A 25,264-nucleotide genomic window follows, 5' to 3' on the forward strand; every position below is an offset into this window, starting at 1 on the left:
TTTAGGTCATATCTCCTTTCCAGAAGATTCTAAAGATCAATGGCGCCGCCACAAAGCCACACAGGGATAAGTCTTCGAACTTGTACTATAAAATACGGTTCTGCCGGATACTGATCTAAAGTACTGTACTATTATGTTTTTTATATATTTCCCAAAGATTGATATAGTGGCGCCGCCAAGACGAAAATGACAGAAGAATGGACGATGGTATAGTGCTTTGTTCCTGAGTAATAATCTATTTGTGGTTTTTATTGAGTAACTTTGCGGCGCAATGGGTACATTATTGGATAACGGAATTAAGCCGTATAATCATTACGGCGCTTATTTAAAGCAAAAATATAACGGACAGAAAGTATTTAAAGTGATTGTCGATGGCAATTTTACTTGTCCAAATAGGGATGGCAGCAAAGGCTATGGTGGGTGTACTTACTGTAATGTAGATTCTTTTACGCCCGATACTGCGCGAAAAATTCCTTCTATACGTGAGCAGGTGGAGTCAGGAATTGAACGCGCTCGTAACAGCTATGGCGCAGAAAAATTTATTATTTATTTCCAACCCAATACCAATACGTACGCACCAACACATCTGCTGAAAATGATGTACGATGAGGCTTTAAGCGTAGATCCCGACAATACACTAGGTCTTTCTGTGGGTACACGTCCAGATTGTTTGGACTTTGAAAAAATTACTTTGTTGGAATCTTATACCGATCGTTATGATGTAGATTTGGAAATGGGGATGGAATCGATTTATAATGACACCTTGGAAAGGATCAACAGAGGTTGCTCACACGATGAATTCATTAAGGCTATGGATATGTTAAAGGATACACCTTTGGAGCTTTGTGTGCATACTATTTTCGGATTTCCATGGGAGACGGAGGAGATGATGTTAAAATACGCTGATGAGATTAATCGGTTTCCACAAATTAAGTTCGTGAAACTGCATCATTTACATATTGTCGAAGGTTCAATTATGGGCGTAAAATATAAGCGTGAACCTTTTGAATTGTTCTCTATAGAAGGTTATACAGACTTCCTTTCAAAATTTATTCCACGTTTGCGTTCTGATTTGATTATCCAACGCGTTTTTGGTATCGCAGACAAAGAGCTATTGATAGCGCCAAATTGGGGATTACCCAAATCGGGTATTCAGACTTATATTGATAAAGGTCTGGAAGCTCGGAAAGTCCTGCAGGGTAGTCTCTGTTAACTTTATGAATAGGACTTCAGATTGAAAAAGATTGTTCATTTCTACAATTCTATAAGACTAATAGAATTGATATAGTATAAATAAATACGGCTTCCTTTTGGAAGCCGTATTTATTTTATGTTGTACTGTAGGTCAAATTATCCTTCGACAATGGTCTTTAGATCTGCTGGAGAATAATTAATCGACTTGAGTGTTTTATTGTCAGCTGTTCTAAAGACTAAAAATTTTCCGTCAACTTCTTTGTAGTGTGATTCTACTCCTTTAAGTTTGTAATGCGCTTGCGTAGCGATAGCTTCTGCTTCGTCTTTACATGCTTTACTCATATTGGAGCGTTGTACTTCATCAAAAAGCGCTGAAAATTTATCTTTTAAACCAAATTCAAGAACAGCTCCAGCGAGGACGTACTGAATGTCACATAAGGCGTCGGCAATTTCCACAAGATCTTTATCCTGGATAGCTTCCTCTAGTTCTTTTAATTCCTCAGCTATCAAAGAAACCCGCAGGGCACATCTTTGTTCAGAAGGAATCGTTGGTGTATCCAAGATCGGATGTTGGAATGTTTTATGGAATTCCGCTACGGATGAAAGTGTTTTTGGATCAGTCATATTCTTTTAATTTTTTGTACTCTCTTTTTATCAGGTGCAAATATAAAAAATAAAGGACGGTTAACTGAATGACCGTCCTTTATTTTATTTTTCAAATGAGATTTGATTAGATCAAGTGTTTCAATTGAACAATCTCTCTTTCTTCTAAATATCTCCAGCGTCCGCGTGGTAAATCTTTTTTCGTCAGGTTAGCATAAACCACACGATCCAACTTCACAATTTCATAACCAAGAGATTCAAAAATACGGCGTACAATACGATTTTTACCGGAGTGGATCTGAATACCTATTTCTCTTTTGGAACCTCCTTGTACATAGCTTAAATCATCAGGTTTGATAACACCATCTTCCAATTCAATACCAAAATTAATTTTGTTAAAATCTCCTTGAGTAAGGCTTTTGTTAAGCTCTACATTGTATATTTTGCTGATGCTGTTACGTGGATGGGAGAGTTTCTCAGCAAGGTTACCATCGTTTGTCATCAAAAGGAGTCCGGTTGTATTTCTATCGAGACGACCAACTGGATAAATTCGTTCTTTAGTAGCTTTAGAGACAAGTTCCATTACTGTATGACGCTCTTGGGGATCATCCGTAGTGGTAATATAATCTTTCGGTTTATTGAGTAAAACATAAACCATTTTCTCACGTTTTAAACGTTCGTTGTTGTAACGGATTTCGTCCGTTGCTGGATCAACTTTAGTCCCTAATTCAGAAACCGGTTCACCGTTTACCCAAATTACTCCTGCAGCGATCAATTCGTCCGCTTTACGTCTCGAACAGATACCGGCATTGGCGATATAACGGTTTAAGCGAATCAAGCCATCATCTTCTGTTGAAGTTTCGGCTTTCTTTTTTGGACGTTTAATATATTGTTTCTCGTCGAAATTTTTGTTTTCATCAAAGTTTCTGCTTCTATCCCCATCGAATTTTCTGTTAGATGGTTTATCAAAGCTTCTGCTGCGATTGTTTGATGAACGGTCATCCTTATCGAAACGCTTGAATGAATCTCTTTTCTCAAAAGAGCCTTCTTTTCTGTCAAAAGATCTTGATGAATCATTTTTGTCGGAGCGTTTGAAACTATCTCTTTTATCAAATGAACCTTCTTTTCTGTCGAAAGATCTTGATGAATCATTTCTGTCAGAGCGTTTTAAACTATCTCTTTTATCAAATGAACCTTCTTTTCTGTCGAAAGATCTTGATGAATCATTTCTGTCAGCACGTTTGAAACTATCTCTTTTATCAAATGAACCTTCTTTTCTGTCGAAAGATCTCGAAGAATCATTTCTATCGGAACGCTTGAAGCTATCTCTTTTATCAAATGAACCCTCTCTTCTGTCAAATGATCTTGATGAATCATTTCTGTCGGAGCGTTTGAAATTGTCTTTCTTGTCAAAAGAACGTTCAGATTTATCAAATTTGTTGAAGGAATCTCTTTTGTCGAAAGATCTTGACGAATCATTTTTATCAAATGAGCGGGCTCCTTTGCTGAAAGGTTTGTCTGAATTATCTTTTGAACGGAAGGAATTACTTTCTCCTCTATAGGAAGGTTTGTCTGCGTATTTATTAGATCCGAATGATCTGTTTTCACGGTTATCATCTTTTCTGAAAGAACCTCTTTCAGATTGATCCTTTGAACCAAAGGACGATTTTTTACCGAAACTATTGTTTTTGTCGCCTCTAGATTTGAAGCTATCTGAGTTGCCCCGTGACTTTCTGGAGTTGTCATCACGACTGTTCCTTTTATTGCTGAATGGCATTGTGTTTTGCTAAAATGTGAACTGCAAAGTTAGGTATAATTTTGGGTTTTGCGAAAAAATCCTTATCTTTTTGTCTTTTCTTGCATTCAGGTGATTTGGACGCGAAAAAATACTCTTTAAAATAGTCAAAACGTAACTATTTGTTTTTTAAATAAATACTCTTTACCTTTGTACCCTTGAATTTGGACCAAGCTATTTTTTGATCGATTTGATTCGTGGATAGGATAGCATTAAGGGAGTGAATGATAAGAAAGAAAGTATTATGTAGTAGTTTGATTTTGTTTGCATTATTGCTGTCAAAATTATACTCAACCCCACACAACAACACTTCTGGCGGCGATAAGATCGTTGCAACGAAGTTAGTCGATACTCCAGCTCATCTTGGAGGCGACGAAGAGAAAAAAGAGAAAAACAATTCTTTTGAATCTTACCTGAGTTCATTGACGTTTGCCGAAGATTCATTACCGATGGATCGTCCATTAGTGGAAAGCAAATTACGCAAGTTCTTCAGTAGATTTTCATTTAAAAAAACAGGGTCCTACGGTATGCACAAAAAGGCAGAAATCTATTTGCCTAAAATTGCTAAGATCCTGAAATCACATGGCATTCCAGAAGATTTTAAGTACATCCCATTGGTTGAAAGTGGCCTAAGTAAGGCTGTCGTTTCATCGAAAGGGGCTGGTGGTTATTGGCAATTTATGCCAGCAACGGCGCGCTTATATGGCCTGCGGGTCAATGGTGCAGTGGATGATCGAAAAGATCTTGTGAAATCCACACATGCAGCAGCACGTTACTTAAAATATCTTTACGCTCAATTCGGTAACTGGACTTTGGTGGCAGCGGCTTACAATGTCGGTGACGGTAGTTTAAAAGGTTCGATGAGAAGGCAAAAGAAGGATGATTACTTTGCTTTGAAATTGAACAATGAGACTGGATCTTATGTGTATAAATTGGTATCCATGAAGGAAATTATTGAACATCCGCAGAAACATGGGTATTCACGTTATGCGGACAAAGAAACCGAAACGTTGGATAGAGAACCCAATATGTTCTAGACAAAAAACAAAAAAAAGGATTTCCCATTGAGAAATCCTTTTTTTGTTAGTCTTATTTGACCGGAGAGTTGATCCATCCTACGGCAGACTTTATCCTTATCTTAGGTCGACAATGTCAAATCCACTGTAATGGCTTTTATTAAAAGTAAAAAAGCTGGATGCAATGGCCTTGTTTCCCTCCTGTGAGTTCAACGTGTAGGTATACCGATTGCCACTCTTATCAAAAATAGTTGTATCGTAGATCAAATTATTCGCTTTATTGATCCGTAATTTGATTTTGGAATAGTTTTTTTTACTATCAATAGGCTTCAGTTCCACAACACTCAAGCTTATTCCTTTTACTTTTTCTGTATTAGCTAAAGTATAGTTAAAGCCTGAGGTATAGAATGTAAAAATATTGGTTGGGTTGATCTCATTTGTTGAGTTGCTCGCCTCCGATATCTCCACTTCTTTCTCTGCTTTCATGATATTCCATTGTGTTTGGGAATCTGAGATTAGAATTTGATTTTTAGTATTGACATGGTATTTGTTATTTGCCTTGTCAAGATATAAAGTGCCTGCATCACTGTGTGAACTTCCGTTTGCTTGTCTGATGTCTAAAGAGAAGCCAGCCTGTATGGTCTTGTATCCATTATATTTTTGACTGACTTTGTTAAGTAACGCCTTTGCGTTATTTTGTGCATAGCTGTATTGACTTGCTATAAGTAGCAAAAAACTGAGCACGAATCCGATTTGTTTTTTCATGTTAATTGTTTCTTAGCGTCTCCAAATACTGTTCTAATGAATATTCATCTGGATAAAGTACTTCACGTGCTTTACTCCCTTCAAATGGGCCGACAATTCCGGCGGCTTCCAATTGATCGATGATTCGTCCAGCTCTATTATAACCCAGTTTCAATTTACGCTGGATTAAAGATGTAGAACCTTGTTGATGCATAACAATCAAACGAGCAGCGTCTTCAAACAATTGATCGCGATCTTTTGGATCAAAATCTACGCTACCTGAACCCTCTCCGTTTTCATCTACATATTCTGGAAGCATAAATGCCGATGGATAACCACGTTGTGCTCCGATATAATCGGAGATCTGTTCAACTTCCGGTGTATCGACAAATGCACACTGAATACGTATCAAATCACTTCCAGTAGCCAGAAGCATATCCCCGCGACCAATTAACTGATCTGCTCCGCCTGTATCTAAGATTGTTCGCGAATCTACCTTTGATAACACACGGAAGGCAAGACGTGCCGGGAAGTTGGCTTTGATTGTACCTGTAATGATATTGACTGAAGGACGTTGGGTCGCAATGACCAGGTGAATTCCTACAGCACGGGCCAGTTGGGCCAACCGCGCAATGGGGGTTTCTACTTCTTTTCCGGCAGTCATCATCAAATCGGCAAACTCATCAACAATAAGAACGATATATGGTAAGAATCGATGACCCTCCTCAGGGTTTAATCTGCGATTGATAAATTTTGCATTATATTCCTTTAAATTACGAACCTGTGCATTTTTTAACAGGTCATAACGCTGATCCATCTCTATACAAAGTGAGTTTAAGGTATTGATTACCTTTTTCGTGTCGGTAATGATTGCTTCTTCTTCGTCGGGTAATTTGGCCAAGAAATGACGTTCAACCTTTTTGAATAGGGAAAGTTCAACTTTTTTAGGATCGACAAGCACAAATTTGAGCTCTGCAGGGTGCTTTTTATATAATAAGGATGTTAAAATCGCATTGATACCAACGGATTTACCCTGACCTGTGGCACCCGCAACCAGAAGGTGGGGCATCTTCGCCAAATCAGCGATATAAACTTCATTAGAAATGGTTTTTCCCAATGCGATGGGTAGATCCATATCTGTTTTTTGGAACTTTTCGGTGGCCAGAACAGATCGCATGGATACCATTTCTGGACTTGAGTTCGGTACTTCAATACCGATAGTTCCTTTACCCGGCATTGGTGCGATAATCCGGATTCCGAGTGCCGCGAGACTTAAGGCAATGTCGTCTTCCAGATTTTTGATTTTTGATATCCGTACGCCGGGTTTCGGTATAATCTCATATAGGGTTACCGTAGGACCGATTGTTGCTTTTATACTTTCAATCTCAATGCTATAATTCCGAAGTGTATCAACAATTTTGTTCTTGTTTGCTTCAAGTTCATGCTGATTGATGGTAATTTTACCACTTCCATAATCTCGTAATAGGTCGAGCGTGGGATGTTGATAGCCCGATAAGTCTAATTTAGGATCATATTGACCAAACTGGGCAACGAGATCACTTGCTGTTATTTCTTTTTCCTCTTTGATGTCTTCGACAACCAATCCTGGGATTACAGCAACTTCAAGTGGAGGTTCTGGCTCCGCTTGTGGAGCAATTGTGATGGTTGGACTTTGGTTTTCCTGTATGCTTGGACGCATTTGTTCTGATTCATCTTCATCCGGTTGATCAATAGTAAAACTAATTGAGGGCGTACTTTCCGTATGCTCTAAGGGGCTATCATCGAAGGTGAGCACAACCTTGTCCTTTGGATCGATATGTACCTCCGGTATGGGATGATGTGTAAATGAAGGACGTTCAAGTTCTTGCTGTAAATCTTTTTCCCGACTGGATTGAAACCTTTCATTTATGGAGGTTGGTCGTTGGAAAGATTCCCTAACGGATTGAATGGAATCGTCCTCTACGTGAACCTTAGTCCTCAAACTATTTGCTGAGTAGGAAGCTTCGTCGTCTTCATCTTCCAGATCCTCCGATAAAGATTTGGATTTTCGATTGTTAAACAATACAAATTTAAAATCTAAGTTGTACAGTAATATCAATGTTGTCAGGTATGCAAAGGCTAAAATACAACCAACGCCGACAACCCCAACTTGTGCCTCCAGTAATTTATTGGTCCAAAAACCAAATTTACCTTCCAGCATGTGCGGTGCATCCGCCATAAAACCATGCAGGAATCCCAATGTGACTGAAATAAAAACAATAGCTACAAAAGAGTAAACTACCGTGCGGTATAATGGGAGCAGTGATTTTTTGAATAATAGCCGATAGCCCAAAATGAACAATACCGGGATAAAGAGGAAAGCGGCAACTCCAAACCATTCATACATAAATTGGTTGGCCAGTAATGCACCAAATTTTCCTAATTTATTGTCAACGACAGGTAGTTCGACAGTCTCATCGTGAATTTCTTCGGAAGAGCTAAAAAGGGTTCCCCAGCCGCCATTTGTTTTGGCGATATAACTTTGGTCATCTTCCCATGTGAAAAGATAGGAAACAAAAGCAGTGGCAAAGGCCAACGAAAGTACAATCAATAAAATCCCTAGAATTTTGACAGTCTTTTGCTGTGCATCTGAATACTCTCCGGGGAAGTTGGTTTTTTGACTTTTTTCTTTTTTAAATGTTGCCGATTCTTTTGATGGGGCACGCTTGCCAGAAACTGAATTTCCTGCCTGCCTAAATGTATTTCCTTTGTTTGACATTGAAAAGTTCACAATTATACTGCTTACAAACTTAGTTATTTTGATAGTATTTTGAAGATCATGAAGACTATTATTTTAAGTTTGTATTTTTTTCATAAACGAATAATTCCAGATAGGCTATTAAATGAATAATAGCAATGTATAACTAGCAAATACTATGCCCTGAGAAGAGATTTGCAATAAAGATTGGAGTAAATCGGAAAGAAGAGGCTGGTTTGTCTGTCTTTTACAGTTAAAGTAAATTATGTAGTTTTACTGATCAAATTAAGGCATTATGAATAAGTTTCAGATACGGAAAGCGGAACAGGCAGATAAAGGAAGGATTTGGGAAATTATACAACAGGCAATAGCACTGCGCAAGGAGCAGGGCAGCAGGCAGTGGCAAGATGGTTATCCGAATGAAGATGTAGTACAGTCGGATATCGATAAAGGATATGGGCATGTGGTGGAGGCTGATGGTAAAATTATCGGTTATGTCGCTATAATTTTCGATATCGAACCTGCTTACAATGCTATCGATGGCAAATGGCTTAGTGATGGCGAATATGTGGGCATTCACCGTTTGGCCTCAGCTCAGGATCCACACGTAAAAGGTCTAGGTACAGCCATTATGCAGGGGGTGGAGGAGATCGCTGTTCTTAAGGGCGTATATAGCATTAAAGTGGATACGAACTTTGACAACGGGGGGATGTTGCATGTATTTGACAAGTTGGGGTATCAATATTGTGGAGAAGTACATTTTCGAGGGGCTTCCCGTCGTGCTTTTGAAAAGCTATTAAAATAAGTGATTATAGTGCCAAGATCATGCAGAAATCAGGTCGTTTTTGGTACCTGTTCAATAAAAAAATCCTTCTGACGGTACCAGAAGGATTTTTTTATTGAATAAAGCCACCTTTAAGCAATAATCAAATAGTAGTTTTTCTTGCCTCTTTGCGCAATGATGTATTTATTATTCACTAAGCTGCTTTCAGTGATCACTTGTTCGATATCCGTTGCTTTTTCACGGTTGATGGATACACCACCGCCCTGAAGCATTTTACGCGCCTCGCCTTTTGAAGGGAAAACTTGTGTACTTACAGCCAAGAGATCGAGGATATTGATTCCCGCTTTTAGATCTTCTCTTGTTATCTGAAATTGCGGAATACCTTCAAACACATCCAATACGGCTTCGTGATCTAAGTTGTTTAAAAATTCCAATGTACCATTGCCAAAGAGAAACTCAGAGGTTTTGATTGCTGTCTCGTAAGCTTCTTCGGAGTGTGTGCGGATGGTGATGTCTTTCGCTAATGCTTTTTGGACAATGCGTAAATGTGGTGCGGCATCATGTTCGGTGATGATCGCCTCGATTTCCGCCTGTGGTTTAAGTGTAAAGATCTTAATCCAGTTTTTGGCATCGTCATCCGAGGTGTTTAACCAAAATTGGTAATATTTATAGGGTGAAGTCTTCTTTGGATCTAACCATACAGCTCCAGATTCTGTTTTTCCGAATTTTTGACCATCTGCTTTTTTAATCAATTGCGTGGTAATGGCGTAAGCAGTTCCCTGATCTTGACGACGGATCATTTCACTTCCAGTGACAATATTCCCCCATTGATCAGATCCGCCCATTTGTATTTTACAATTATGGTGCTTCCACAGGTAGTAAAAGTCATAACCTTGAATCAATTGATAGGTGAATTCCGTAAATGATAGACCATTATCTCCTTCTAAACGTTTTTTTACCGAATCTTTTGCCATCATATAGTTGACAGTAATCATTTTACCGATATCACGAATAAAGTCTAAAAATTTGAAATCTTTGAACCAATCGTAATTATTAACCATCTGGGCATCATTTTCGCCTTCTCCAAATTCAAGAAATTTGCCTAACTGTTTTTTTAGACAAGCAACATTATGCTGTAGAGTTGCTTCGTCAAGTAAGTTACGCTCTGCAGATTTGAAAGAAGGGTCCCCAATCATTCCGGTTGCACCGCCAACCAATGCGACCGGTTTATGCCCCGCATTTTGGAAGTGGATCAATGTCATGATTTGAGTTAAGTGTCCTACGTGTAGAGAGTCTCCTGTGGGATCAAAGCCAATATAGCCAGCGACTTTTTCTTTATTCAGTAAGTCTTCAGTTCCAGGCATAATATCTTGCAACATGCCTCTCCAACGTAATTCTTCTACAAAGCTCATTGTTAAATGGATTTAATTTTTTAATTTACAAGATGCAAAGATAGGAGATTAAGCGTATATTGAGCGAATAATTCCATATAAAAGCACACGCTAATAAGCTAATATGAATTTTTTGTCACATTTTTATTTTGAGCGGTTTGCAACCAATCCCGAGCGAATTGTCGGTGGATTGTTGCCCGATTTATTAAAAAATGCAGATAAAACTTTTGTGCTCAAACCCAGGCAATATGAAAATGAACTGCTGGACAATCCCTTGCTGGAACAACTTTATATCGGTTGGAACCGTCATATAGAAGTTGATCGTCTTTTTCATAATTCAACGTATTTTTTTCATCATACCCATCAGTTAAAGTTGCAGATACAGTCAAGCTTGCAAGGGTTACCTATTCGACCTTCCTTTATGGCGCATATTGCTTTGGAGCTCTTATTGGATCATATTCTGACACAGCAAAGGGCTGTTTCTATTGATAAATTGTATGGTGCAATGTCTCAAGTGAACGAAGATGCTGTGCGAAAATTTCTGAAAATAAATCAATTAAGTGATATTCCTAAATTCGATAGATTTTACCATCAATTTATTGAGTGGAAATATCTCTATGATTATGCGCATATGGAGAAGATTGCAGGTGCACTTTTCAATATCTGTAAACGATTGTGGCAATTTGAAGTTCAAGAGAATCAGCGGCAGTTGTTGACAGAACAATTGGTTTCCTATTTACATCATCATATGGGGGATTACCAAGAAATTTACCAATATATTCATTACGAATTAGTCGACTTTAAATAGTCTGCCAAAAAATACCAATAGCATAAGACTTTGAAAATATTTATTTTCGCATAATTTTACGCATAAAACTAATTTTACATGTCACATAGACTTTTTCGGAAGAAAAGTGTTGATCAGATCCTACTGGATACCCAAAACGAGGGTGGAACTGGCCTCGCGAAGGTTTTGGGGGTAACCGATCTGGTTTCATTGGGTATAGCCGCTATCGTGGGCGCTGGAATTTTTAGCACCATCGGGTTAGCGAGTTATGAAGGTGGACCCGCTGTTTCTCTGCTCTTTATTTTTACCGCTTTTGCCTGCGTGTTTACGGCTCTTGCTTATGCGCAGTTTGCAAGCACCGTCCCTGTCTCTGGGTCGGCCTACACCTATGCTTATGTGGCTTTTGGCGAGTTGTTTGCCTGGATTATAGGCTGGGCACTGGTATTGGAATATGCGGTTTCGAATACGGTCATTGCTATATCTTGGTCACAATATTTTGTTTCCATGCTGGAGGGATTTGGCTTGCATATACCGGCCTGGCTTTCCATGGCTCCGGGTTATGCCTTTGATGCAGTAGATAAAATGAATCAGCATGGCTTAGCAAACCTTACAGCTATTGATCAGCAAGGGCTTGCAGCATTTAACAGTGCGCCGCGAATTGGTGGAATGCCCATTATATTTGATTTGCCAGCTGGGGTAATTACTTTTTTGGTCACCTGGCTTGTCTATATAGGCATCAAGGAATCTCAAAAGGCGAGCATGATTATGGTGATGATTAAAGTGGGAATAATTCTGGCGGTTATTTTTGGGGGGATATTTTATGTAAAGCCTGAAAACTGGACTCCTTTTGCACCAAATGGCCTGGAGGGCGTCCTCGGAAGTGTTGCTGCCGTATTTTTTGCTTTTATCGGATTTGATTCGATCTCCACAACGGCGGAGGAATGTAAAAATCCGCAACGCGATCTACCTAAAGCCATGATTTATTGCTTGCTGATCTGTACGGTCCTATATGTTGCTATTACCATCGTGTTGACTGGAATGGTCAACTATACTGAACTGAACGTAAAAGATCCTTTGGCTTTTGTATTCAAGTATGTTGGATTTGACCATATGGCCGGCATTATATCCGTGACATCGGTTATTGCGATTACAAGTGCACTTCTGGTCTATCAACTGGCACAACCAAGGATCTGGATGACCATGAGCAGGGACGGGTTGTTGTGGAAGAAATTTGCGACGATTCACCCGAAATACAAAACGCCTTCCTTTGCTACAATTGTAACGGGGCTCGTAGTAGCTATTCCTTCGCTGTTCTTCAAGATGGATTTTTTTGTTGACTTGACAAGTGTAGGAACATTCTTTGCATTTATATTGGTCTGTGCAGGTGTGCTCTACATGGATTATTCTGGATTATCGGCCAAATCCAAATTTAAAGTTCCCTACATCAACGGAAAATATCTAGTAGGTGCGGGACTAATTATCGCGATTGTTTGTGTCGCTATTTATGGCCAGAATATATTAGACGAGTGGAAGAAATCTTCACTTTTGGAAATTTTGGAACATAAAATGTTGGTAATCATATTTTGGTTAACATGGTTAGGTTTGAGCATTTATAGCTTTAAAATGAATTTCTCTCTCCTGCCTGTTATCGGGATACTGATTAATCTATATCTAATGACTGAACTCGGTGCTAGTAATTGGATTATTTTTGTGATTTGGTTGGTAATTGGTCTAGGGGTATATTTTATGTATGGTTATAAACACTCCAAGCTAAATAGATCAGCATCTGCTTAGAATTGGTATTATGATGTTTAAAATAACAAAGGAGCTATTATTCGATAGCTCCTTTGTTATTTTAAAATCTCCACAAAAGGATTCGGCTTACTTTGTTGCCTTGTTCCATACGGATAACTTCAGATTCTTTTACATTGATTTTCTTTAGTTTATGCTGCAGAAAGCGAACATCTTCACGGTGAGCAACTAATGAAGAAAACCACTTCACCTGATCTCTATAGAACTGACTTTCAAATATCATACGTGTCAAGAAAGCTTTTTCCCCTCCGTCGCACCAGAGCTCACTTCCTTGTCCTGAAAAGGTTTGGACAACGCTTGTCTCATCTATTTTAGCATCTTTTATACCGGTAGTTTTACGTACAGATTGTTGTAATGCCTCCGTTTGGGAACTAAAGAAAGGTGGATTGCAGATGATCATGTCAAATTTTTCATCAGGAAGGATGATGTCTTTGAAAATTGCTTTTGGATTGTTTTGTAACCGTATTTGGATATTCTTTTTTAAACTCATATTGGTACGGGTAATCTCAATAGCGTTTTTGTATGCTTTTTTTATAACCTCAGAACCAACAAAACTCCAGCCATATTCCTGGTGACCAATAATGGGATAGATACAACTGGCTCCCACACCGATATCCAGCACCCGTACTTTTCCTCCTTTTGGAATTTCACCGTTGTTATCTCTGGCAAGCACATCAGCAACATAATGAATATAATCTGCTCTACCCGGAATAGGAGGACAGAGATTTTCCTTTGGAATGTCCCAATGTTGGATGTGGTAGTATTTTTTAAGAAGTGCTTGATTTAATATTTTAACAGCTTCCGGATTGTTAAAATCAATTGTTTTGAGTTTATAAGCATTTACCGTAACAAAATCTTTTAAGGAAGGTTCGATTTTGCTAAGTTCGTCAAAATTGTAGTTATCGAGATGTCTATTTCGAGGGTGTAATTTCTTTGTTGGATTAGCGTCTGCCATGTTATAATATTTGCAACAAAAGTAATGCAATTCTATTGAATAAAAAAGGTGATGCTTCTGCATCACCTTTAAAGACTTAATCTTTTCGTATGAGATGAACTTCCGATGTCTGCGGAAAATTCAGCGGAACTCGCTCAATGGTGACAAAACTGGAATCTAAACCGAATCCTTTTTCTTCGGATAAACTCATTTTTTTCAGGTATCCATAAATGTCCATAATCACTTTCTCGATCCAGGACATCTGATTCGTTTTGGATAATACCTTCTCCAGCACGACAAATTTGAAATCTCCCGGAATATTATGTTTACGGAGGGTCTCGTATTGGCTTGTAATATCAATTTCGCCTTTTTTAACCATGTCTTCAACGACTTTTCGGAAAAGTAGACTGATACGCTGTTCTTCTCTAAACCCTAATTTAAAGTCAATGCGAATCAGTTTTCCCGGGATAAGTTGATCAATGGAGTATTCTCTTGTATGTGGGTGATCCATCACATCGACGTGGACTAGCCAATAGACGTCGGCACGCTTCGGTTTTTTATTGATGATGGAATAAATAATCTTAGCTTCAATTTCAGATTTGAAATTCGCACTGGTCAGGTATACCAAATGTGAGGCAAAAGGCGGAACGGACTTGTCTTCGCTCAATTCCGAAATAATTGGATAGTATTTATTGATATTGATAAAATTAACAAAACGATTTTTAATCTTACGTGCGGTATACCAACAGTACATTGTGCCAAACAAAGCAATTGCCAATAGTAGCGTTAACCAGCCTCCATGCGCAATTTTTACACCATTACCAACCAAGAAGGTTAATTCTATCACAAAATAAGCGACCAGGAAAATGCCGATGAGCACACGATTTACCTTTTTCATGGCAAGGAAATAGCCCATTAAAACTGTTGTCATCAATACCGTTAGATTGATGGCAAGGCCATAGGCGGCATCCATTTTACTTGATTCTTCAAACACCCAGATAACGATCATACAGCCAATCCAGAGGATTAGGTTGATCGATGGGACATATAATTGCCCCTTATGTTCGCTTGGGTAGCGGATAGCAACCTTGGGCCATATATTTAAACGTACAGCTTCTGAAATCAGCGTGTATGATCCGGATATCATCGCCTGACTGGCAATTACGGCGGCAATGGTCGCAATAGCAATACCGTAACCGACAAACCAATCTGGCATAATGGAGTAAAACGGGTTTTCACCTCCTAACACCCGGCCTTCTTGTGTCAGTAACCATGCTCCCTGACCAAAATAGTTCAATATTAATGTAATTTTGACGTAGATCCAACTGATACGAATATTTGCTTTACCGCAGTGCCCCATATCCGAATACAGCGCTTCTGCACCTGTCGTACAAAGAAATACTGCACCAATTAGGAGTAGCGAGTGCGGATAGGTTATTAAAATATGAAAAGCATAATAGGGATTAATTGCTTTCATTACTTCTGGTGCCAAATGGATATGCGATAAACCGAGGACGCCAATAATGGTGAACCATATTGTCATCAATGGGCCGAATACTTTTCCCACAACCGAAGTTCCAAACCGTTGGATAATAAAAAGTAACGAAATAATTGTTACGACAATCGGCACTGTTGGCAGGCCCGGAAATTTGATATCCAAACCTTCTATCGCAGAAGATATTGTGATGGCTGGTGTAATCATCCCATCAGCTAATAATGTCGCTGCACCTACCATGGCTGGAAAAATTAACCATGGTGCTCGCTTACGAACTAAAGAGTAAAGTGAAAGAATTCCACCTTCACCTTTGTTGTCCGCGCGTAGCGTGATCCAGACATATTTGATGGTCGTTTGCAGTGTCAATGTCCAAAAGACGCAGGAAAGGCCGCCCAAAACCAGGTCTTTTTGAATGGCACCCTGTCCCATGATTGCTTTGAAGACATATAGCGGGGAGGTTCCGATATCTCCAAACACGATTCCTAAACTGATCAATAATCCGGCGAAACTCACCTTATTGATGCTGTTGTGATGACTGTTATCTGTCATTTAAGTATTATTTTATTTCAAAATATAATGCAAAAATATACTTTTTACTTATACTTTAAGCATATGCATTTTCTGCGCCAAATTTTAGCATTTCATTTGACATGTACAATAGCTGTTAAAATTTGTTAAAAGAATCTTTTGATACCTCGTTTCACTAAAAAACTTTTAAACAAAATAGTAACTTTGTTGTTGATAATTCAAATAGTTAGCGTTATATTTGATTAAACCGTAACCAATATTTGAAGTCTAATTTAACACTATGGGGAGAAATCTACTTAAAGCAGCTTATTTAACACTTATTACCGCACTGATTTTGTGCAGCGGGGTAGCTCAGGTGTATGCAAAGTCTCCTGATGGCTATACTTATTTGCAGACTACTGGGAGCCGTAATGAAGAATTTGGTGATAACACAATCAAGGATACGGAGAAACTGATTAATAACGTTAAGGTATTTTATAATCCTATTGCCGAACAGGTCAATCTTTCATTTAAATTGGCCAAATCATCTAGTGTGTCCATTAAAGTTATGGATGCGCTAGGAAACGAGATTCTACAGCTGATGAACGGAAATCTTGATGCTGGTATTCAAAATCTTTCGTTCGAGCATGGGGGCAAATTGACAACTGGATTTTATTTTGTGCGTGTAGTTGCCGGATCAGAGACGGTGGTAAAGAGATTTTCTGTCCGTTAATCCGTGGAAAAAAATTCGATTGATAAATCGACATTATTAAAATAAAAAAACAAGGGGATCATTTGATCCCCTTGTTTTTTTGCTTATTCTTGCACTTCATCAATCCAGCGCCCATCATCTTTAATGATCTTGATCAATTCGTCCAATGCCTGCGCGGAGCTTACGTTCTTCTTGACGACTTGCTGGCCTCTGTACAAAGTCACTTTATCGGGGCCAGCGCCCACGTAACCATAATCTGCATCAGCCATTTCACCGGGGCCGTTCACGATACAGCCCATAATGCCAATTTTCAAGCCTTTGAGGTGATTGGTACGACTCCGAATCATTTGCGTTGTCTCCTGAAGATCGAACAGGGTCCTTCCGCAGCTTGGACACGAAATATATTCTGTTTTTGATATCCTTGAACGGGTCGCCTGTAATATACCAAACGAAAGCGATGCAATATTTTCCAACGGTGTGGCCGGAGAATCAATCCATATGCCCGAACCTAGGCCATCAATTAATAAAGCCCCCATGTCTGTGGCAGCATATAACTGTATTTTTGAGATAGGTTCCTCTGGATTCATAAACTCGCCCACAGGTCCTGAAAAATCCGATTGCCGATACGATCTTTTGATTATGACAGGATTATCAATACCGAATTCCTGTAGATTTCGGAAAAATTGACGTTGATCAGCCATTCCGTGTATGTGATCAGTTTCCAAAACAAATACGACTGTCTTGTCTAGAGGCAATGTCTCAAATAGTGGGCTCGTTAAATCCGTATTACGTATTTTTACCATGTTCAAAACACGGTCCTTATTGTCCGTTTGGATAAATTCTTCCAATGTATAGAGCGGATGGATATTTGTTTTGTCCTGAAGTTTAGACCAGGTCATAAAATTATATACCTGTTTCAGATTTGCAGGCATATTAAAGGAAGGCAATTGATCGCCTAGATAGACAAAATCTACGGATTGCTCCCCCATATGATACTTATCCAAAAGCATATCATAGCGGTAACCAACTTTTGTAAGAATTTGGGCGTCCTTTAGATTCTCATTTGAAATATCTGTCACAATCCGGGGAACCAGCGCCCCCCCCACGAAGGTATTGACCTCTTGACTCTGATAGGGGATAGTCGGGCTATCTGGGGAGATTTGTACGACTTCTTCTTTTGATTGACTGTTTAAGCTGGCTTTTCGTTTGCTATACCTATTAACCAATGCGATTGCTACCGGAGCTTCACGTTCAGGCTCCTCGGTCAAGGAAACCCTTACCGTATCTCCAAGTCCGTCTTCCAATAAGGTACCTATTCCTACTGCGGATTTTACACGGCCATCTTCTCCATCGCCTGCCTCGGTTACACCAAGGTGTAAAGGATAGTTCATGTTTTCAGCAACCATCTTTTCAACCAGCAAACGGTAGGCTTTGACCATCACCTGTGGGTTGGAGGATTTCATTGAAATACAGAGGTTATGGAAACTAAGATCTTCACACATCCGGATAAATTCCATCGCAGATTCGACCATTCCTTCAGGGGTATCTCCATAGTGGCTCATGATCCGATCTGAAAGTGAACCATGATTTGTACCGATGCGCATGGCAGTACCATGCTCTTTGCAGATCTTTACTAAAGGAGCAAACTTTGTATAGATGCGTTCCAGTTCTAACTTATATTCATCCGCAGTATAGGAAAGCTGGTCAAACTTCTTCTTATCCGCATAATTACCGGGATTAATCCGGACTTTCTCTACAATCCGGGCTGCAACTTCAGCCGCATTTGGTGTAAAGTGTATATCTGCCACCAAGGGGACCTGATAACCTCTTTTTCGAAGTTCGTTTTTTATATTTGCTAGATTCTGGGCTTCTTTTATGCTTGGGGCCGTGATACGAACATATTCACAGCCCGCTTCTACCATTCGAATGGTCTGTTCGACTGAACCGATAGTATCCATCGTATCCACAGTAGTCATACTTTGAATACGAATCGGGTTGTCTCCCCCCATAGGGACGTCGCCGATCTGAATTTCCCTGGTCTTCCATTTCGAATATTCTACCTTGGAATTACAATAGATTCCCGGTAAAGTCAACATATTACTTGTGTTCATATATAACACAAAGTTAGCTTTTCTTGACTAAAAATCTGCTGTCAATTAATATCTTCTAATTTTTATTGATGTGATCCCGCCGTTGATGTCAAAATCGAATTTTTGTGTTGCTGTATCGTAATTTGTGGATTTAACCTGCCCTTCACTTTTTAAGAAATCGCCCTCATAATCTGTGGAAGATAACGCATTATCGCTGTTGATGCGGCATGCTGCATTTTTAGGAATTGCGATTTCGATCGAAGATGCACCGGCATCCATAGCTATTTTTGTTGTTGCCAGAGGTTGTCCAAGTTTTAATTTTAGACTTGTCGCTCCGGCATCAATATCCAATAGCTCAATTTTATAAGCTGAAAGATCCAAATTGGCATCAATTGCCCCGATATCAAAGTTCAGCTTCCATACGATAGTTGGATTGAGTGCGATATGCGTATTGTTGTTTTTACTATTAAAATCTTTGTCTTTAAATTTGCCTTTTAAGTTAATATTGATCTTATCTGTAGATTCCCCGCGCGTGGTCATACCTAGAAGATAATCATCAGATGTGTTGTAAGCGGTAAATATTGCAGAAGTTGTCGCGCTATCGTTCTTTAATGATGTTGCTCCGAGATCAATGTCTAGCGATGCACGTTGGATTTTATCGTCCAAAGGAACCTGTAGTTTTTGTGTTGTATATGCGGTCTTATCGTTTGGATCGTCCATATCGATTTGCACGCCTTTATTTTTTAGCAGTTGCGTTAATAAGGGCTCTTTTGGGGTAGATAAACCGATATAAGTAAGGAATCCCAAGATGACTACTGTCGCGCCGATAGCAATAAACTGTCCTATTTGTTGATCTTTTGGGACCAACATACGGATTCCTGCGAGGACAATAAATAAAGGCCAATATCTGAAAATTCCAACCCAATTAAAGGATATGCTATTCAGTTGGGATAATAATAAGACAATCCCTATGAAAAGAATTGTAATTCCAGTTGTTATACGTTGTGTGTTCATGACTAATTCCGTTTGTTATATACCCCAAAAGTAAATCGCTTTATTGGACACTGTATGAAAGATTAGGCTATTATACATAAAAATTCGGTAAATGTGACGAAATGGTCGGTAAGTAATTTCGTTTTTCTCCCACTTTTTAGGTTTTTGCTTGTTTATATATTTGACGGAATTAATTACCTTTAATGGATACGTGGGCCAAACATAAAGTTTGGTGCCTGTAATATACAGAATTTAAATTGATAATATGATTTTTCATCACATTGGTGCTTATCTTATACTGCTCAAGTCGGTCTTTAAAAAACCAGAAAAAGGGCGTATCTATTGGAAGGAGACCATACTGACCATGACCGATATTGGAATAGGATCTTTGGGACTTATTGTGATCATTTCAACTTTTATTGGAGCGGTAATGACCATGCAGATTGCTTTTCAGATGGTTTCCGACCTTATTCCCAATTCGATTATAGGTTCTATTAATAGGGATTCAAATATTTTAGAGTTGGGACCTACGATTTCGGGATTGGTATTGATGGGGAAAATAGGCTCATCAATTTCTTCTCAAATAGGTTCTATGCGCGTAACGGAGCAGATTGATGCCTTGGAGATCATGGGGATCAATGCCCCGGGCTATCTCATATTGCCTAAAATATTGGCCGGTGTGACGATGATTCCCATGTTGGTTATTATCGCCATCGTTTGTGCTTTAGTGGGGGGGCTACTAGGGGGCTCACTATCTGGGGCTGTAACACCTGCAGATTATATTTTAGGCATTCAAGACAATTTTAATGGTTTTACCGTCACTGTAGCGCTCGTAAAAGCTGTTGTGTTCGGTTTTATCATTACGTCAGTATCGGCGTATAAGGGATATAAAGTGAAAGGTGGGGCGCTCGAGGTGGGACAAGCGAGTACCGAAGCTGTTGTGGTCGGCTGTATTACCATTCTGGCAGCAGATTATGTAATTACAGCATTAATGCTTTAAAAAGATCTTATGATTGAAATTGAAAATATTAACAAGTCTTTTGGTGAGAACCATGTTTTAAAAGGAATCAGTGCAAATTTCGAACCCGGAAAAGTGAGTTTGATCATTGGTGGATCCGGTTCAGGAAAAAGTACCTTATTAAAATGTATCGTTGGATTGCATCATCCCGAAAAGGGTAAGGTACTGTTTGACAATAGCGATTTCACCAGGATGAATTTTGAAGAACGCGTACCTATCCGGAAAGAAATCGGGATGTTATTTCAGAATTCAGCCCTGTTTGATTCAATGACGGTGGAGCAAAACATTATGTTCTCCTTGGATATGTTCACAGATATGTCTAAAGCCGAAAAATTAGACCGCGCGAACCATTGTTTGGAACAGGTTAACCTGGAGGGAAGAAACAAATTATTCCCCGCGGAACTATCTGGAGGAATGAAAAAACGTGTTGGTATCGCGCGAGCGATCAGTATGAATCCCAAATATCTTTTTTGCGATGAACCAAATTCAGGTTTGGATCCTGAGACCTCTATTGTAATTGATGAATTGGTGCTTAAAATTACCCAGGAACTGAAGTGCACAACAGTCGTCGTAACCCACGACATGAACTCTGTTATGGGGATCGGTGAGTATATTTTGTTTTTATATCAAGGGCAGAAATTTTGGGAGGGGTCCAATAAAGATATGATGCGATCCGATGTTGAGGAATTAAATAATTTTGTATTTGCAAGCCCATTGATGAAAAGCGCCAAAGCTTCTATGGGGCAATAAGCGGTGAGATAATAAATATATTTACATTTATCATAGATTTTTGGTGATTTGGCCTATCCTGAAGATCCTGGATTACATGTATTTTTCTGCTGTTTTGATGTGAGGAATTTCCATTTCCAAAGAGGATGGGCAGAAGCTAAATTTCAATATAAAAGAAATTTAGCTTAGTTTTGTCGCAAAATTTTGATTTTGGCAACAACGAATATACAATTATTGACCCCACAACATTGGAAAGACTATGAGCTTATTGACTGTGGTGATTTTGAGAAATTAGAACGCTTTGGTGATCTGATATTAATTAGGCCGGAGCCGCAGGCAGTGTGGCCCAAGGCTTTGAGCGATGCAGAATGGAACAAACGCTATCATATCAAATTCAAAGGGCGTTCGGCTACTTCCGGAGAGTGGTTGAAAAAAAATCCAAAAATCCAGGACCGTTGGCATATCCAATATAAAAACGATGATGTCGCGATCAAATTCAGATTGGGATTGACATCGTTTAAGCACGTTGGGATATTCCCCGAACAGGCTGTCAATTGGGATTATATTTCGGAATCTGTTCGTTCCTTCAAAACTGAAAAGCCCAAAGTTTTAAATCTTTTTGCATATACGGGAGGTGCTTCATTAATAGCGAAGGCCGCGGGAGCAGACACAACACATGTCGACTCTATTAAGCAAGTGGTCACTTGGGCCAATGAAAATATGGAAATTTCCAATCTGGATAATATTCGCTGGGTGGTTGAGGATGCATTGAAGTTTGTCAAGCGCGAGCTAAAAAGGGGAAATACGTATAATGGTATTATTTTGGATCCACCAGCATACGGACATGGACCAAAAGGAGAAAAATGGAAGCTCGAAGACCATATTATGGAGATGATGACAGAAGTGGTTCAATTGTTGGATCCCCAAGAGCATTTCCTGATCTTAAATACCTATTCATTGGGTTTTTCTTCGGTCATAGTGGAAAATTTAATAAAAACTGCTTTTCCAAAAGTAGAAAATTTAGAAATTGGCGAGCTTTTTCTGCAAGCTACTGCAGGACCAAAACTTCCACTGGGAGTTTTTGGGAAATTTCGTAAAATTGCACGGTAAATTTTGCCGTTGAATAAACAGGAATATTTATTAATTCAATAAACGCGGCAGGTCCACAGGACTGCCGCGTTTACTTTAGCTCCCAATAGAATGCCTATATGTGAAGATTTTTTAAACGGATGGTTGCAAGCTCCAGCTGTAAGGGTATGGCTTCCAGTGTGCTTTTGGGAAGGTATGAGAGCTGATCCTGTAGTTTATAATAATAATCTATTCCTGCCTGTAATTGTGCTTTGAATTTGGCAACATAATTTATTTTTTTGTCATTGAATTTATCTTTATTGTCGCTGATATATTTTTGGATATGATCGATGTAAAGGTTTAATTCATTGATCAGCACAAATGGCCGATCCGAATGCTCCAGTATTGATACGCGGCCGTAAATATGATCAATCATCTGTTTTAAAGAATATTGTTTTTTGAACCAGTACAGATTTGGCCCCGGACAAATGGAAACAGCTGTCTGCTCCTTTTTTCGTTGGATATTATATTTGAGATAAGCTGGGGTAGCCAGCCCTTCACAGAGGCAGGTCTTTTCGGTGATGGTATCGAATGCTTTGTTATATTCTTCAGTCGTAAGTTGCTGTCTCTGCAATTCCAGGATTTTTTGATGTTGGTAAGCGCGCGAAGCGGTGCAGATCGGTTTTTCTCCAAACTCCTGATTGGCGATCAGATATTCCTTTTTGCAAGGGCTTCCGGGCCTTCCTTTTTGGATACGTTCCAATCGTAACTTTTCGGCGCTGCTGGGTCTAAAATTATTAAACGGTACGCCTAAAGGGGAAGCTCCGCTACAGTAGAAATCTGTTTGTTCTGCTTCTGCCAGTGCTTTCAACGTCTCATTGTCCACAGTAGTAGCTTCCGGAACCATTAAAAATGGAGAGCCCCAGCCCACAGCATCAAATTCATAGTAATTCAATAGAAATTGATGTTCCGTGGCGGTGCCTATACCACCTTGTACGGTATATTTGATCTGGGGCGAATCGGCCAACTGTAAGCCCCGTCCTAGCCAATAGTCCTGATAAATTGTGAAGAGCTCCGCTTGTAAACTTTGTTTTTTCGCCTTGAATTCTTCTAAAATGGGCCCCAATAGAAAACCATCTGTTGCAAAAGCATGTCCACCGCAATTTAATCCAGACTCTACCCGGAACTCAGAAACCCAGACTCCTCTTTTTGCGAGATATTTTGCCTGGATAAGGGATGATCTAAAATCGCTGACTTTTAAAACGACCTTTTTGTCAAAGCTGCTGTCAGCCTTTGGGAAAAATGCCGGTAATTCAGCAAGATAGGCATATAAATGTGGGTTCATTCCTGCGGAGAGAATGACTGAGGAGTGTAATGTGGAATTAGCAAATCCGCGTAACGCGGCTAAGGCATCTGAGTAGTGCTGCGCTAAAGGAATACCATTCTTATAATTTATTTTGTCCACTTTGGACATAATATTAACATTGATGTCTCCGGGTTTCAGATAATTGATCAACAGATCTTGAAGTTCTGTTTTGATCGCGCGATTTGTTTCAATTTCCATCGCGTGATAGATCGGTTTTGAGGGATGAGAATCCGGTAAAAGCTGGAAGTATTTGGTCAGTTCTGAATTTTCGGTAAAGGATTGATGTTTCAGGGAATTTATCTGCCTATTGACCACCTGCTGTACGAGATCGAGATAGGCGGTTATTCTATTTGCACGGAAGTCTTCTTCCGTTATGCAGATTGAATAATAAGGAATTTGATATTGTCCGCAGTAATAGCGGCGCATGCGCTCGATGAGCTCGTCGTCAACAATGGACATTACGGAAGAAATTCCGTATTGTGCAACCTTGATTGCCGAGTCTATTGAAAAAGCTAGCCCCAATACCGGGATATGAAAAGTGTGCGTCATTCTTAAATAGTTCTTTTACGAAATAATCAAGAATAACGCGAAAAAAAAATAATGACTACACGTCTAAAGCGGTGATTGTGATCACTATTCAAACACAATGGTTTTATAGTCGTTGAGCATCACACGGTCTTCGCTTAATAGGCGTATTGCTCTGCTTAAAACTGCTTTTTCAATTTCTTTCCCGGCAGTTACCATATCTTTAACGGTATAAGTATGATTGACGTGGCGTATATCCTGAACGATGATAGGACCTTCATCAAGCTGGTCGGTGACAAAATGTGCGGTAGCGCCAATAATCTTTACGCCTCGGGAATGCGCTTGTTTGTATGGGTTTGCTCCAATGAATGCAGGAAGAAATGAGTGATGGATATTGATCAACCTATTTTCGAATGTAGCCACGAAAAAGGAGGAGAGGATGCGCATAAATTTTGCCAGAATGATATAATCAAAATTGTAATTCTTGATTTGCGCAATCAATTGTGTTTCAAAATCTTCTTTTGATAAGCCTTCATGCGAGATACAATGGAATGGAATATCAAATTTATCTGTAAATGAACGTAAGGTATCATAATTGCCAATGACGGCTTGTACTTCTGCTCCCCAGGTTTCGAAATGTTGCCGAACCAGAATATCTGCCAGACAATGATGTTCTTTAGTGACAAGGACAACAATTTTTTTCCGATTGCTGGGGTTTACCTGGATCTGCGCGGAAGGCGGGAGCACTTCGGCCAGCGAATTGGCAAGCTGTGTCTGGTTGGGGAATAAACCGTTACAGACGACACGGACAAAAAATTTATTTGCTTCTTCATCAACATACTCCCGCATGGTAATGATATTAAGCTGATATTTGGCCAATGTGTTGGAAATATTGGCTACCAATCCAACGGCATCTTGACATTGGATCAGAATTAAGGTTTGATTGTGCATGAAATATAGGTCG

Annotated in this window: 20 protein-coding genes; 9 read left to right on the forward strand and 11 right to left on the reverse strand. The window is 39.4% G+C overall.

Going from position 1 to position 25,264, the window contains the following annotated elements; all coding sequences use genetic code 11:
- Positions 1–271: 271 nt before the first annotated feature.
- Positions 272–1,213: a TIGR01212 family radical SAM protein gene (locus tag B4G94_RS18235; protein ID WP_286860725.1), complete on the forward strand. Its 942-nt coding sequence runs from the start codon at positions 272–274 to the stop codon at positions 1,211–1,213.
- A 137-nt stretch (positions 1,214–1,350) separates the two neighbouring features.
- Here B4G94_RS18235 and B4G94_RS18240 read toward each other — a convergent pair whose 3' ends face one another.
- Entirely contained in the window at positions 1,351–1,818 is a 468-nt protein-coding gene (locus B4G94_RS18240) for a nucleoside triphosphate pyrophosphohydrolase family protein (protein ID WP_108636676.1), read from the reverse strand.
- Between the two features lie 106 nt (positions 1,819–1,924).
- Positions 1,925–3,574, reverse strand: a complete 1,650-nt coding sequence (locus tag B4G94_RS18245; RefSeq protein ID WP_286860728.1) for a pseudouridine synthase — start codon at positions 3,572–3,574, stop codon at positions 1,925–1,927.
- 242 nt (positions 3,575–3,816) lie between these two features.
- Here B4G94_RS18245 and B4G94_RS18250 point away from each other — a divergent pair, with 242 nt between their 5' ends.
- Positions 3,817–4,629, forward strand: a complete 813-nt coding sequence (locus tag B4G94_RS18250) for a lytic transglycosylase domain-containing protein (protein WP_286860730.1) — start codon at positions 3,817–3,819, stop codon at positions 4,627–4,629.
- 96 nt (positions 4,630–4,725) lie between these two features.
- Here B4G94_RS18250 and B4G94_RS18255 read toward each other — a convergent pair whose 3' ends face one another.
- Entirely contained in the window at positions 4,726–5,373 is a 648-nt protein-coding gene (locus B4G94_RS18255; protein ID WP_286860733.1) for a LolA family protein, read from the reverse strand.
- 1 nt (position 5,374) lies between these two features.
- Complete coding sequence (locus tag B4G94_RS18260; RefSeq protein ID WP_286860735.1) at positions 5,375–8,110, reverse strand: FtsK/SpoIIIE family DNA translocase; 2,736 nt, start codon at positions 8,108–8,110, stop codon at positions 5,375–5,377.
- Positions 8,111–8,384: 274 nt separating this feature from the next.
- On the opposite strand from B4G94_RS18260, the gene B4G94_RS18265 reads away from it, so the two are divergent.
- A complete protein-coding gene (locus tag B4G94_RS18265) occupies positions 8,385–8,894 on the forward strand; it encodes a GNAT family N-acetyltransferase (protein WP_165309100.1) in 510 nt (169 codons plus the stop codon).
- Between the two features lie 110 nt (positions 8,895–9,004).
- Here B4G94_RS18265 and tyrS read toward each other — a convergent pair whose 3' ends face one another.
- On the reverse strand, positions 9,005–10,285 hold the full coding sequence (gene tyrS, locus B4G94_RS18270) for a tyrosine--tRNA ligase (protein ID WP_108636682.1): 1,281 nt from the start codon (positions 10,283–10,285) through the stop codon (positions 9,005–9,007).
- A gap of 103 nt (positions 10,286–10,388) precedes the next feature.
- Here tyrS and B4G94_RS18275 point away from each other — a divergent pair, with 103 nt between their 5' ends.
- Positions 10,389–11,072, forward strand: a complete 684-nt coding sequence (locus B4G94_RS18275; RefSeq protein WP_108636683.1) for an ACP phosphodiesterase — start codon at positions 10,389–10,391, stop codon at positions 11,070–11,072.
- A 78-nt stretch (positions 11,073–11,150) separates the two neighbouring features.
- Positions 11,151–12,845, forward strand: coding sequence for an amino acid permease (locus B4G94_RS18280; RefSeq protein ID WP_108636684.1), 1,695 nt, complete (start codon positions 11,151–11,153; stop codon positions 12,843–12,845).
- A gap of 61 nt (positions 12,846–12,906) precedes the next feature.
- Here B4G94_RS18280 and rlmF read toward each other — a convergent pair whose 3' ends face one another.
- Positions 12,907–13,818 (reverse strand): 23S rRNA (adenine(1618)-N(6))-methyltransferase RlmF, encoded by a 912-nt coding sequence (gene rlmF, locus B4G94_RS18285; protein ID WP_286860741.1) that lies wholly within the window; start codon positions 13,816–13,818, stop codon positions 12,907–12,909.
- A gap of 76 nt (positions 13,819–13,894) precedes the next feature.
- Positions 13,895–15,841, reverse strand: coding sequence for a KUP/HAK/KT family potassium transporter (locus B4G94_RS18290; protein ID WP_108636686.1), 1,947 nt, complete (start codon positions 15,839–15,841; stop codon positions 13,895–13,897).
- A gap of 259 nt (positions 15,842–16,100) precedes the next feature.
- On the opposite strand from B4G94_RS18290, the gene B4G94_RS18295 reads away from it, so the two are divergent.
- Positions 16,101–16,532, forward strand: coding sequence for a T9SS type A sorting domain-containing protein (locus B4G94_RS18295; protein ID WP_108636687.1), 432 nt, complete (start codon positions 16,101–16,103; stop codon positions 16,530–16,532).
- An 83-nt stretch (positions 16,533–16,615) separates the two neighbouring features.
- On the opposite strand, the gene ispG is transcribed toward B4G94_RS18295, so the two are convergent.
- Complete coding sequence (gene ispG / locus B4G94_RS18300; RefSeq protein ID WP_286860746.1) at positions 16,616–18,622, reverse strand: (E)-4-hydroxy-3-methylbut-2-enyl-diphosphate synthase; 2,007 nt, start codon at positions 18,620–18,622, stop codon at positions 16,616–16,618.
- Positions 18,623–18,667: 45 nt separating this feature from the next.
- Positions 18,668–19,615 (reverse strand): LiaI-LiaF-like domain-containing protein, encoded by a 948-nt coding sequence (locus B4G94_RS18305; protein ID WP_108636689.1) that lies wholly within the window; start codon positions 19,613–19,615, stop codon positions 18,668–18,670.
- A gap of 244 nt (positions 19,616–19,859) precedes the next feature.
- Here B4G94_RS18305 and B4G94_RS18310 point away from each other — a divergent pair, with 244 nt between their 5' ends.
- From B4G94_RS18310 to B4G94_RS18320, 3 genes are all read left to right on the forward strand, one after another.
- Positions 19,860–20,594, forward strand: a complete 735-nt coding sequence (locus B4G94_RS18310; protein WP_108636690.1) for an MlaE family ABC transporter permease — start codon at positions 19,860–19,862, stop codon at positions 20,592–20,594.
- A gap of 9 nt (positions 20,595–20,603) precedes the next feature.
- A complete protein-coding gene (locus tag B4G94_RS18315) occupies positions 20,604–21,362 on the forward strand; it encodes an ABC transporter ATP-binding protein (protein WP_108636691.1) in 759 nt (252 codons plus the stop codon).
- 183 nt (positions 21,363–21,545) lie between these two features.
- Positions 21,546–22,451 (forward strand): class I SAM-dependent methyltransferase, encoded by a 906-nt coding sequence (locus B4G94_RS18320; RefSeq protein ID WP_165309097.1) that lies wholly within the window; start codon positions 21,546–21,548, stop codon positions 22,449–22,451.
- A 94-nt stretch (positions 22,452–22,545) separates the two neighbouring features.
- On the opposite strand, the gene B4G94_RS18325 is transcribed toward B4G94_RS18320, so the two are convergent.
- Complete coding sequence (locus B4G94_RS18325; RefSeq protein WP_286860755.1) at positions 22,546–24,324, reverse strand: hypothetical protein; 1,779 nt, start codon at positions 24,322–24,324, stop codon at positions 22,546–22,548.
- An 84-nt stretch (positions 24,325–24,408) separates the two neighbouring features.
- Entirely contained in the window at positions 24,409–25,251 is an 843-nt protein-coding gene (purU, locus tag B4G94_RS18330) for a formyltetrahydrofolate deformylase (protein ID WP_108636694.1), read from the reverse strand.
- Positions 25,252–25,264 lie beyond the last annotated feature (13 nt).

It is taken from the genome of Sphingobacterium sp. UBA7625 (assembly GCF_002484085.1).
In the GTDB taxonomy this organism is placed as follows: Bacteria; Bacteroidota; Bacteroidia; order Sphingobacteriales; family Sphingobacteriaceae; genus Sphingobacterium; species Sphingobacterium athyrii.